At 60.7% G+C, this 10,731-nt stretch carries 12 protein-coding genes, 5 pseudogenes and 1 riboswitch; of the genes and pseudogenes, 4 read left to right on the top strand and 13 right to left on the bottom strand.

All coding sequences use genetic code 11. The features are described from left to right. The 3 genes and pseudogenes from OLZ32_RS38840 to OLZ32_RS38830 all read left to right on the top strand — a co-directional run. Window positions 1–168: pseudogene (locus OLZ32_RS38840) on the top strand (SyrB-like regulator); the annotation flags it as partial. Window positions 169–276: 108 nt separating this feature from the next. Next, window positions 277–873, top strand: a complete 597-nt coding sequence (locus OLZ32_RS38835) for a hypothetical protein (RefSeq protein ID WP_264399513.1) — start codon at window positions 277–279, stop codon at window positions 871–873. Window positions 874–1,293: 420 nt separating this feature from the next. Then, window positions 1,294–1,497, top strand: coding sequence for a cold-shock protein (locus tag OLZ32_RS38830; protein WP_264399512.1), 204 nt, complete (start codon window positions 1,294–1,296; stop codon window positions 1,495–1,497). Window positions 1,498–1,749: 252 nt separating this feature from the next. Here the strand turns inward: OLZ32_RS38830 and OLZ32_RS38825 are convergent. From OLZ32_RS38825 to OLZ32_RS38765, 13 genes and pseudogenes are all read right to left on the bottom strand, one after another. Beyond that, window positions 1,750–2,010, bottom strand: a pseudogene (locus OLZ32_RS38825) (Dabb family protein); the annotation flags it as partial. Between the two features lie 96 nt (window positions 2,011–2,106). Next, the gene (gene pmtA / locus OLZ32_RS38820; RefSeq protein ID WP_264399511.1) at window positions 2,107–2,703 is read right to left on the bottom strand and encodes a phospholipid N-methyltransferase PmtA; all 597 of its coding nucleotides are present in this window, start codon (window positions 2,701–2,703) and stop codon (window positions 2,107–2,109) included. A gap of 502 nt (window positions 2,704–3,205) precedes the next feature. Beyond that, window positions 3,206–3,568, bottom strand: coding sequence for a bifunctional hydroxymethylpyrimidine kinase/phosphomethylpyrimidine kinase (locus tag OLZ32_RS38815; RefSeq protein WP_264399510.1), 363 nt, complete (start codon window positions 3,566–3,568; stop codon window positions 3,206–3,208). Next, window positions 3,475–3,729, bottom strand: coding sequence for a hydroxymethylpyrimidine/phosphomethylpyrimidine kinase (locus OLZ32_RS38810; protein WP_264399509.1), 255 nt, complete (start codon window positions 3,727–3,729; stop codon window positions 3,475–3,477). Before OLZ32_RS38810 ends, OLZ32_RS38815 begins: the two co-directional genes overlap by 94 nt. Continuing rightward, window positions 3,687–3,968 (bottom strand): bifunctional hydroxymethylpyrimidine kinase/phosphomethylpyrimidine kinase, encoded by a 282-nt coding sequence (locus tag OLZ32_RS38805; protein ID WP_264399563.1) that lies wholly within the window; start codon window positions 3,966–3,968, stop codon window positions 3,687–3,689. Before OLZ32_RS38805 ends, OLZ32_RS38810 begins: the two co-directional genes overlap by 43 nt. After that, the gene (locus tag OLZ32_RS38800) at window positions 3,965–4,570 is read right to left on the bottom strand and encodes a thiamine phosphate synthase (protein WP_264399508.1); all 606 of its coding nucleotides are present in this window, start codon (window positions 4,568–4,570) and stop codon (window positions 3,965–3,967) included. The genes OLZ32_RS38805 and OLZ32_RS38800 overlap by 4 nt, the downstream gene beginning before the upstream one ends. Next, on the bottom strand, window positions 4,567–5,340 hold the full coding sequence (locus tag OLZ32_RS38795) for a thiazole synthase (protein WP_264399507.1): 774 nt from the start codon (window positions 5,338–5,340) through the stop codon (window positions 4,567–4,569). The genes OLZ32_RS38800 and OLZ32_RS38795 overlap by 4 nt, the downstream gene beginning before the upstream one ends. A 1-nt stretch (window position 5,341) precedes the next feature. Beyond that, a complete protein-coding gene (gene thiS, locus OLZ32_RS38790) occupies window positions 5,342–5,539 on the bottom strand; it encodes a sulfur carrier protein ThiS (RefSeq protein WP_264399506.1) in 198 nt (65 codons plus the stop codon). Then, window positions 5,536–6,528: a glycine oxidase ThiO gene (thiO, locus tag OLZ32_RS38785; RefSeq protein ID WP_264399505.1), complete on the bottom strand. Its 993-nt coding sequence runs from the start codon at window positions 6,526–6,528 to the stop codon at window positions 5,536–5,538. Before thiO ends, thiS begins: the two co-directional genes overlap by 4 nt. A gap of 2 nt (window positions 6,529–6,530) precedes the next feature. After that, window positions 6,531–8,339 (bottom strand): phosphomethylpyrimidine synthase ThiC, encoded by a 1,809-nt coding sequence (gene thiC, locus OLZ32_RS38780; RefSeq protein ID WP_264399504.1) that lies wholly within the window; start codon window positions 8,337–8,339, stop codon window positions 6,531–6,533. A gap of 88 nt (window positions 8,340–8,427) precedes the next feature. Continuing rightward, a riboswitch (TPP riboswitch) is annotated at window positions 8,428–8,547 on the bottom strand. Between the two features lie 71 nt (window positions 8,548–8,618). Continuing rightward, window positions 8,619–9,261 (bottom strand): annotated as a pseudogene (locus OLZ32_RS38775) (3-oxoacyl-[acyl-carrier-protein] synthase III C-terminal domain-containing protein); the annotation flags it as partial. A 193-nt stretch (window positions 9,262–9,454) separates the two neighbouring features. Then, on the bottom strand, window positions 9,455–9,655 hold the full coding sequence (locus OLZ32_RS38770) for a DUF1059 domain-containing protein (RefSeq protein WP_264399503.1): 201 nt from the start codon (window positions 9,653–9,655) through the stop codon (window positions 9,455–9,457). Between the two features lie 283 nt (window positions 9,656–9,938). Continuing rightward, window positions 9,939–10,292, bottom strand: a pseudogene (locus tag OLZ32_RS38765) (bifunctional diaminohydroxyphosphoribosylaminopyrimidine deaminase/5-amino-6-(5-phosphoribosylamino)uracil reductase RibD); the annotation flags it as partial. A gap of 197 nt (window positions 10,293–10,489) precedes the next feature. On the opposite strand from OLZ32_RS38765, the pseudogene nodD2 reads away from it, so the two are divergent. Further along, window positions 10,490–10,731 (top strand): annotated as a pseudogene (nodD2, locus tag OLZ32_RS38760) (transcriptional regulator NodD2); the annotation flags it as partial.

Genomic DNA, 10,731 nt, shown 5'->3' with positions numbered 1-10,731 from the left:
ACCACCGCCGACCAACCGAAGCCCGAGACGAAGGCAAACGCCGACGACCTCGAAACACTGTCTGACCTGGTCGAGCTCGAAGCGGAGAATATCAGGCTGCGCAGCCTGCTCGCCGACAAGCTGCGCGCCGAGAATACCGAGTTGCGCAAGCGCCTCGGCCTCAACTGAACCGGAGAGGCTGCTTGAGGTCGGTTGAACGGGCTCGGGCTCTTGCCTATATCATCGACACCAACCGCATGGGCGTGGTCGCCCCTTGTTTCCTGGATATTTGTTGTGATGAAACCAACGCGCAATTTCGTTGTCGAATTCAAGTCGAACCGGCGCAGGGCTCCATCGCAAGCCGCATCGATCTGGGGCGACACGGATCTGAAGGCTATCAAGCGCGAGGTCGAGGATTTATCGCCACACCTGTTTGCGCAGGCTCATCCACTCACGGTCGCGGGCGACCTTCCGTCCAGCGCAAGCCCCGAGGGCGAAATCGCACCCGTCTCCGAGGTGGCGGTCACCGACGCGCCAGCGGAGGTGGTTGAGATTGATCCGACTGAGGCATCATCCACGCATGGGTTGGCATCTCTTGAGACGGCTGAGCCACCGGCCGATGAGCCTTTGGCTCCTCAAGAAGAGCGGATCGCGACTGCGCCCGGCCATTTGGGCGGTGACAGTCGTCGTAAGCTGCGCAAAGCTCCATCACGGACACAGTTTGACGCCAAGCAATCCCAACCGGATGGAACGAGCGTCGAGCGGCCGCTGCCACTGGCTCAAGATGAGCTGATCGTGCTCGAACAGGAAAATCGCCGCCTGAAGGCGCTTCTGTGCACACATCTTGAAACCGAGAACGCCACACTCCGCGAAATGCTCGCCCGCTGTTCCTAGCCTGGCCTTGGATACGGTCGAACACTTGACCTGGACCGCATTCAGGCACGCCGGCCAGCTTGTCGAGATACGGCGCAGACGAAGGTGGAGTGGAGGCAAGCGCGCCATAGCCGACTTCGCCAGGTGCTTGATCGACAGAGATCCGGCATCGGATCAGCTTGCTATCGACTCGGAGCAGGATCTTCCTGCTGACGGGTACTGGCTTACACATCCTGTTTCCGGTCGCATGAAGGCCGCGCTTCAAGAAGTCTTGAGCCCTGAGGCTATGCGTCTACGAACATCTTTTCGTGCAGAACAGGCGCGGGGATTGGCAATAAGAATTGGGATTCCGTCCAGAAGACTTTGGACCATTGATGGCGGCGATGTTCAACGATAGGGTCGCGCCGGATCGAACCGATTTCGACAACAAGAGGAGAAGCCGTGCCATCAGGAACTGTGAAGTTTTTCAACAACGACAAGGGATTCGGGTTCATCACGCCCGACAATGGCGGGACGGACGTCTTCGTTCACGTGTCGGCGTTGCGCGGCGGCGCGTCAATTCGAGACGGTGACAAGGTCAGCTACGATGTTGGTCAGGATCGCAAGACCGGCAAGTCCAAGGCCGAAAACGTCAGCGTCATCTAACCGCGTCCTCTTGAACCGTCGACTGAACTCAGTCTGCGCCCTGATCGACGCGGCTAAACCGCCCATTGCTTCAAGTGAAAATGGCGGCAAGCCATTTGGCGCCAGCTTCCGTCCGAGGACCCTACCCCCACAGCAGCGCTACCGTAGAGCAACGGCAATCAAGATCGGTTGAGACACCGACGTCAATTGTCTCGCGACACTCCTGTCTGCAGTGGCTGGGCCTCTGTCTCCCCGCTCGCCACGAAGTCGGCCGATCCTCAAGTCCCGGATCGGCTTCACGGCGTCGATTGACGCCTGATAAAGCGGATGCGCCTTGTAGGCGGCCAATGCGGCTGTATCCTCGAATTCCGCATAGACGACGAGGTCGACCTCGTTGCCGAACAGGTCATGCTTCAGATTGAAGCCGATCTCAAAGTGACGCGCATAGGGGATTTCGGCGAGGAGGCCGAGGCCTTTGCGGACGTCGTCAATCTTTGGTGCGACTGCTGTGAAAAACACGATATGGCGGATCATGGTGCGGCTCTTTCGCTATTTGTAGTCTCGGGGAGGCATGTGACGGCGGAAGAGCGGCGCCCAGGAGGCATTGCCCGAGCGTTTTGCTTCCCTGCCTTAGGGTGCCCTGCGATATGTCCAAAGCTGCGCCGGCGGTATGTTTCTGACGACGAAGTCGTAATGCGACACGACATAGCGTCCGGGCATCTTGATGACCGGTGACAACGGGCCATAGGTGATCTGGATGACCGGCCGGCCGGCGGGCACGCGGGCAAGCAGGTCTTCGAGCAGGGCGACGCGCCGTTCCATCGGGAAGCTCAGCATCGGGATGGCGCTGATAACGCAGTCGAATTGCTCCTTGCTGCGTTCAGCCAGGACCTCGTCCAGCCGGAACGCATCGCCGAGGCGGATATCGACGCCTGGAAACCGTCGCACCAATCCCTCATGAAACGCGCTCGAATATTCGACCGAGACCAGTTGCGAAGGTTTTAGCCCTCGCTCCAGGATCGCCTTTGTGATGACGCCGGTTCCGGGGCCGAGTTCAAGAACAGGAAGGCCGGAGTGGGGATTGACGACGCTTGCCATGCGACGGGCGGTATAGATCGATGTCGGGATGACCGCGCCGACGCCCTTCTTGTCTCTTTGCCAGCCCTTGAAGAATTGCAGCTCGTCTTCAAACCTCCTGGCAAGCTCAGTCTTCAAGCGAAAAGCCATATCCACCCCCCTGATTCCCATGACGTTCTCAATGCGAACGCCTTCTTGTCGATATTTGCGACATAAACAAGCCTATTCGCGCCGAAATCGGTCCTCTCCTAAGGGATTTCTGGCGTTCGTTTTAGACGACGACAACGATAGAGCCGCCTCTCATCCCCACACCAACTGCCGTCCACAACGCTATCTCGCCATCGACAAACTGCGGCCCTCGTTTGCGAGCGACAGCGAAAGAGGACTTGTCACGGCAGAGGAATTTCCGACGGCTTCAAGGCTTCGCACGGTCTTTTCGGGAGCGATACCCGCTTGTAGTAGTGCCCAGCCGAAACACTTCGCGGATGACAAAGGCAGCCGCGCCGATCATTGCGGCAACCGGAGTGGATCTCATTTCGGTCGGCTGGTGCAGCCGTAACGCCGCAACGTTCGATGTCGGATTGGATTTTTCAAACTCCACGTCGTGAGGCGATCGCTATCTCCGCAAGGACAATCCGAGTGTCTTGCTATCCTATGGCGGATACCTCTGCGCGGACTCGGGGCCGAAACGCGATGATTGACCGCCCTCGGCATCAAAGTTCTCGTCCATGAAGGTCTTCGCCAGTGAGACCGCAGCCTGCATGTCGTGCCCGAGCGCCAGATGCGCGGCGATGGCGCTCGGCAGCATGCAACCTGTTCCCCGCAACGTTGCCTGCCGTCTCGGCAAGGCAAAATGGCGTGGCGGAATTCCGGTTGCATAGAGTGTGTCGATGGCCAGTGCGCCGTTCCTATGGCCGCCTTTCACCAGAACGGCCGGGCAGCCCATGTCCAGCAGTTGCAGGGCCTGACGACCGATCTCGACATCGCAACAGGCGGTTCCGCAATCGGTGGGCATACCATCGGCAGCAGCCTTTGCCGGAGGTTTTCGAGCCCGTTGTCCGAGAGGAGCCGGGTTCCGGATGAACTCGCAAGCACCGCATCGAGAATGACCGGAATGGCAAGGTTGCCGGCAATCACATCGGAGATTGCCTGCACCGTTTCCGCCGTCGCCAGCATTCCGATCTTGATGGCCGCATCGGATCGGCAGAAAGCGCCGCGAGCATCTGGGCGGCGACGAAAGAAGCGGGCATGGGTTCGACCGCGATAACCTCAGCATGAGTCTGCACCGTAACCGCCGTAACTGCAAGCGATGCCCGAGCGCCGAAATGGGATAGCGTCGCGATGTCCCGGGCAATGCCGGCGCCGCCCGAAGAATCCGAGCCGCCGATAACGAGCACATTCGGACGCGCCGTCATCGCCATGGTTCGGTGAACTCTATCCATGCACGTGTTCTCGCTTCGGGGTTGGCGTTCAACGTGATGTCTGTGACCACGGCCGCACTGCTGGCGCCCGCATTGAACACACCCTGCAGCCTTTCAATGTTCAGCCCCCCGATTGCCACGAGTGGAATTGGTGCGATACGCTTCTTCCATTCCGTGATCCGCTCAAGCCCCTGGGGCGACCATTTCATATGCTTGAGGATGGTTGGATAGACCGAGCCCAGCGCGACATAATCCGGGCTGGCTGCGAGCGCGGTTTCAAGCTCGTTCTCGTCGTGGGTGGATAGGCCAAGTTTCAGGCCGGCTGCGCGGAGTGCCGCAAGATCCGCCGCTGCAAGATCCTCCTGTCCCAGATGGACGAAGTCGCAGCCTTCCTCGATCGCGAGCTGCCAGTAATCGTTGATGACGAGCTGGCAACCATAGGCGGCGCATATCGTTTTTGCCCGTCGAATCTCTGCCTGCAAGATGTCTTCCGGCCGATCCTTGATCCGCAGTTGCACGAGCCTCACGCCCAGCCGAACCAGTCTCTCGATCCAGTCGGCACTGTCGACGATCAAATAAAAGGGATCGAGCTTCATGCGAACACTGCCTTGCCGATGACCGGTGTCGAGGGAACCGCCATATCTCGCGGCTCCAATGGTCCCGCGAGAAAGGCATTGCGGCCCGCTTCTATGGCCTGTGCGAACGCCTCGGCCATCAGCGCCGGGTCCCCTGCTCCGGCGACTGCCGTGTTGAGAAGCACGGCATCGTAGCCGATCTCCATTACTGTTGCCGCATGCGACGGGCGGCCGATGCCGGCATCGACAATCAAAGGAATGTCGGGGAAATGCGCACGCATTGATTTCAGCGCCATCAGATTGACCGGACCCATGGCCGAGCCGATCGGCGCGCACCATGGCATCAGCACTTCGCAACCTGCTTCCACTAAGCGTTCGGCAACAACCAGATCGTCAGTCGTGTAGGGAAACACTTTGAAGCCATCGGCGCAAAGGACCCTCGCGGCTTCCACCAGCGCAAAGACATCCGGCTGCAGTGTGTCGTGATGTCCGATCACCTCCAGCTTGATCCAGTCGGTGCTCAGAAGTTCCCGCGCCATGTTGGCCGTCAGCACGGCCTCCGACACCGAGTGGCATCCCGCGGTGTTCGGCAGCACGCGCACGCCGAGCGCGCGGATCATGTCGAAGAAGGTGGAATCGACCCTGCCCCCGGCCGTCTCGCGTCGCAGGGAGACGGTGATGATCTCCGTTCCGGAGCGACGAACCGCCTCTTCGAGAACGGCTGGGCTGGGATAGCGCGCCGTGCCGAGCAGTAGCCGCGAGCCGACCTCGCTTCCGTAAAACGCAACCATGTCAACCTCCCTGCAGTGCCGTGAGAATTTCGATCCGGTCACCCTCTGCAAGACGGCATTCGGTTCGCTCCTCGCGATGAACGAGTTCGCCGTTTACAGCAGTTGCCAGCCATCCACCCTCATATTCAAGAGTGGTCATCACATCAGAGAGTGTCAGGGCATCGAGGTGGTGATCCTCGCCATTGACGATCAGTTTCATGTCATTGTTCCTATCGCTGCTTGTTTCCTTTGCGGCGCGGCCAACAGTCGTGTCACTTCTCGGGCCATGGCCGGCGCCAACAGGAAGCCATGGCGGTAAAGACCGTTCACAAGAAGCACCGGCCCCATGTGAACGACACGCGGAAAATTGTCCGGAAAGGCCGGCCGCACACCCGCTCCGGTTTCGATCACGCGCGCTTCGCCGAAAGCGGGATGCAGCGCATAAGCGGCATTGAGCAGTTCCATGATCGAGCGCGCCGTGGGTGGTCCGTCCGCATCGCTCTCGATCATGGTCGCGCCGACCATGAAGCGGCCTTGCTGGCGCGGGACGATGTAGAGCGGGTAACGCGGATGCAGCAGCCGGATTGGCCGCGACAGCGAAATCTCCTCCGTTTCCAGATAAAGCATCTCGCCACGCACGCCCCGCAGCCGCTCCAGCGTGCCGATGGCGGCGGAGCCGGTGCAGTCGATCACGTGGTCATACCGGCCTTCCGGGAGATCACCGGCGACGCCCAGATGAAACTGAACGCCCCCGCCCTGCAACGACCTGTGAAGAGCCCGCAGAGCGCGCCGTGGATCGAGATGCGCCTCCTCGCGAAAGAAGAGGCCCTTGCGGAAGCGTCCCGCGAGCGCCGGCTCCAGCTCGGCTATGCCGCCTTCATCCAGCCATTCATACTCCGATGTGCGGGAGGCGAACCGTACAAGCTCGCCCTGATCCCGTTGCGGCGCGACGACCAGCGTGCCGTTGCGCGTGACTTCCCCCGGCACCGCGGCCTCCCACCAGTCGGCGGCAGTCTTGCCTTCCGCCAGCACCCGCTGGTCGGCGCTTTCCCGCTCGCACCAGGGCGCAAGCATGCCGCCGGCCAGCCATGACGCTCCCGCCCCGATCGTTGGCGCGATGTCCGCAACCTCCACAACAAAACCGTCTGACGCGAGCTCATGCGCCACCGCGAGGCCGGCAACGCCAGCCCCCTTGACAAGGATGCGCAATGTCACTCCCCCACGGGCATATAGAGATCGCCGCCCTCACGGTATTTCGCCGCCATCGCGTCCAGCCCCTCCTTCTGCGCTTCGGCGCGGATGTCGTGCGATATGCGCATGGAGCAGAATTTCGGGCCGCACATCGAACAGAAATGCGCCACCTTGTGCGCTTCCTTCGGCAGGGTTTCGTCATGAAAGCTGCGGGCGGTATCGGGATCGAGCGACAGGTTGAACTGGTCTTCCCAACGAAATTCGAAGCGCGCCCGCGACAGGGCGTCGTCGCGCAGGCGGGCGGCCGGGTGCCCCTTGGCAAGGTCGGCGGCATGGGCGGCGATCTTATAGGTGATGACACCGGTCTTGACGTCGTTGCGGTCGGGCAGGCCCAGATGCTCCTTCGGCGTCACGTAGCAGAGCATGGCCGTGCCGAACCAGCCGATCATCGCCGCACCGATGCCGGAGGTGATATGGTCGTAGCCGGGCGCGATATCGGTCGTCAGCGGCCCCAGCGTGTAGAAGGGCGCCTCGCCGCAGACCGCGAGCTGCTTGTCCATGTTCGCCTTGATCTTGTGCATCGGCACATGGCCGGGCCCTTCAATCATCACCTGGCAATCCTTCGCCCAGGCGATCTGGGTGAGCTCACCGAGCGTTTCCAGTTCGGCAAATTGTGCCGCGTCGTTGGCATCGGCGATCGAACCGGGGCGCAGGCCGTCGCCCAGCGAGAAGGTGACGTCATAGGCGCGGGCGATGTCGCAGATCTCCTCGAAATGCTCGTAGAGAAAACTCTCTTTGTGGTGATGCAGACACCACTTGGCCATGATCGAGCCGCCGCGGGAAACGATGCCGGCAACCCGATTGACGGTCAGCGGGATATAGGAAAGCCGCACGCCCGCATGGATGGTGAAATAGTCGACGCCCTGCTCGGCCTGTTCGATCAGCGTATCGCGATAGACCTTCCAAGTCAGGTCCTCGGCAATGCCGCCCACCTCTTCCAGCGCCTGATAGAGCGGCACGGTACCGATCGGCACCGGCGAATTGCGGATGATCCATTCGCGGATATTGTAGATGTTGCGGCCGGTGGAAAGATCCATGACCGTGTCGGCACCCCAGCGGACCGCCCAGACCATCTTCTCGACCTCCTCGGCCATGGAGGACGTGACGGCCGAATTGCCGATATTGGCGTTGATCTTCACCAGGAAGTTCCGGCCGATGATCATCGGCTCGGATTCCGGATGGTTGATATTGGCGGGAATGATCGCCCGGCCTTCGGCGACTTCCCGGCGCACGAATTCCGGTGTGACGAAATCCGGGACATGGGCGCCAAAACTTTCGCCGTCGCGGATAAGAGCCTCCTTGGCCGCCTGACGGCCGAGGTTTTCGCGAATGGCGACGAACTCCATTTCCGTTGTGACGATGCCAGCACGCGCATAGGCAAGCTGGGTAACGGCCCTGCCGTTTCTGGCCTTGAAGGGCTGGTTGCGGATCGGGAATTCGGGCGTCAGGTGATTTCCGGAGATGAAGCCGTTATCCTCCGGCCTGACGATGCGACCCTCATAGGCCTCGACGTCGCCGCGAGCGAGAACCCAGCTTTCGCGCAGGCGCGGCAGGCCGGACTCGATCGCCACGACATGTGCGGGATCGGTGTAGGGACCTGAGGAATCGTAAACGGTCACCGGCGGTTCGCCGGAGGTCGGATGAACGGAAATCTCGCGCATCGGCACGCGGATCTGCGGATGCAGTTCGCCCGGGATATGAATCTTGCGGGAGGCCGGCAGTGGGCCGGTCGTGACAGTCGGGGTAAGATGTTTTGCGGCAATATTCATGGATGAGGCTCCAAAGGTTGGAGACCCAGTCATCAGAGCCGGAATGATGAAAAGACGCTGACAGGAATCCGCACGCGGAATCCCAGTCATAGCAGCGCTTGCACCGTCCCTACGCCAGTATGAACTGGATCAGGTTCAACGGGTCACTGCGCCGCGAAATCGCTCAGCAGTATCTCAGCCCCTTGTCGTGACCCCCCTGGTGAATGAACGTAGGTTAGTGCCCGAAAAGGCGTTTCGTCAACCGTCAATCGCCAAAGGATGTCAGAACCGTCTTGCCCGCTACATCCGGTAGGCGACGGCGCCACCCGTCAAACCGGCACCTGCAGCGGTCAGCAGCAGCGTCTCTCCCTCCGCAAACTGCCGCTTGTTCTTGGCGATAGAGAGCAAAAGCGGAATGGTCGCGGCAGAGGAATTGCCGAAAATTCGATCGTCCGGACTGTCCTTGCCGGATCGATGCCGAGATTGTCGCAAACGGCGCCGAACATGCGTGCATTGGCTTGGTGCGGAAGGAACCGGCCAATCTGGCCGGCGGTGATTTCTGCATGCTGCAATACTCTTTGCGACGTCTTGGAGCAGCACCGCGCTCGCCCGCTCGGCGAGGTTGATCCGGCGGCTAAGAATGTTGGCCGCAACCACCAACACTGCACGCCCTTAGGCGCGAACGAAACCGTCGGCGAGCATGAGCGCATAGAGGAAGCCCGAACAGGCGCCCGCAAGGTCGATCGCGCCGGATCGCATAAGTCCAAGTCTATGGGCGAGCAAGGGGGCGGAGGGCAGAAGCAGGATGATCGGGTGTTGACGTTGCGAGCAGAGTGAGCGCGATCTCGCTTCGGGCAATCTCCGCATCGTTGAGGGCTATCCGGCCTGCGTCGGCAGCAAGGCCGCTCAGCGTCTCACCGTCTTCGGCCCAATGGCGCGTGCGACGTCTGCTCGTCAGTAACCATGCACCACAATTCAATATTCTATCGCTGAATAGAATATTGAATTGAGCCTCCGTCGATGTCAGCATCCTTGCCAAGCCGAATTGCGCTCGTTCGGGCCACGATCCGACGAATCTCAACAAGAACGGCCGCTCGATAGCCGTCGGGGGCATGAAGAGAGCAGCCCCTGTCTGTTCAGGAGCGCCCGGATCGATCCGCAGAGGGGACGTCGGTAATCCGCGTTCGTATCTCTTCGACAAGAGTCGGACGAATGCCGTCCTCACCAAGCACGGTCTTGAGGTAGTCAACGGCGCGGGCGACAACATTGGCTTCCGTGTGGGCGCGTATGATCTGATCGACACCGGGAACGAGAGTTGCGCAATCAAACTGTTTCATGGCTTTCTCCTCACTGTCTCAGGGCTTCGCTCGTCGAAATCCTCGCGCCGCCGTTGGCGCCGGCGGCGAGCAGCGAGGCCGCTTCGTCATCGACGGCGACAAAGACGTTTGTAAGCCCTCGCCTTCCGAGTTCCTCCAGAAGTCGTTCCGCGTCGGAGGAACAACGAAGACAACCAGCGACACGCATCCGGCTGGCGCCTCTTTCGAGCAGCCAAGTTCCGTCATCGTCAGCGGCGAGGCATGCATCGAAACGCTCCGGGACTGCTGGCGATTGAGACGGCTCGCCGACCTCGAATCTGATCCCGGCCTCCCGGAGCTTGCGGAAACCGCCGCCGTTCACCCGCGGATCGGGATCTTGCAGGCAGGCATGAACAGCGGAGACGCCTGCCGCGATGATCGCATCGGCACAGGGCGGCGTTGTGCCCCAGTGGCAACAGGGTTCCAGCGTCACATAAAGCGTGGCGCTACGAGCACGGTCGCCGGCATCGTCAAGGGCGACACGCTCGGCGTTGGGCCGACCGCCCGCCTGGGTCCGGCCGCGCCCGACGATCGCGCGATCGCGCACGATCACGCGTCCGAACGAAGGATTGGGCCAGACATGCCACCTGCATGGAACGGGCAAGGCGCGACGCGAGATTGGATCACTCGCATTGACTGAGCACCGCGCGTCCGCAATCTGACACCGCCATATTCAGATTCGCGTTCAATGTGCAATTCGCGAATGAAAGTGCCATACCTGATTTACTAGTGACAATTTGTCCTACTAATGACAATTAGTATTACTAATAGAGAATGCTGATAGATGGCATACATCCACGCTATGGATAAAGAGACATGCGGTTCAAAGGCCTTGATCTAAATCTCCTGGTCGTGCTCGACGCTTTGATGGCCAAGCGTAATCTCACGGCAGCGGCACGCAGCATTAATCTGAGCCAGCCGGCCATGAGCGCGTCGGTCGCCCGGTTGCGCGCCTATTTCCAAGATGAGCTGTTTGCGATGGTTGGCCGCGAATTTATCCCTACGCCGCGTGCCGAAGGGCTCGCGTCCGCGGTGCGCGAGGCTCTGCTGCACATTCG

The organism is Rhizobium acaciae, from assembly GCF_025941625.1.
Classification (GTDB): domain Bacteria; phylum Pseudomonadota; class Alphaproteobacteria; order Rhizobiales; family Rhizobiaceae; genus Rhizobium; species Rhizobium acaciae.
The sequence above is the reverse complement of the archived record's forward strand: the minus strand, read 5'-3'. Positions and strand labels throughout refer to the sequence as shown.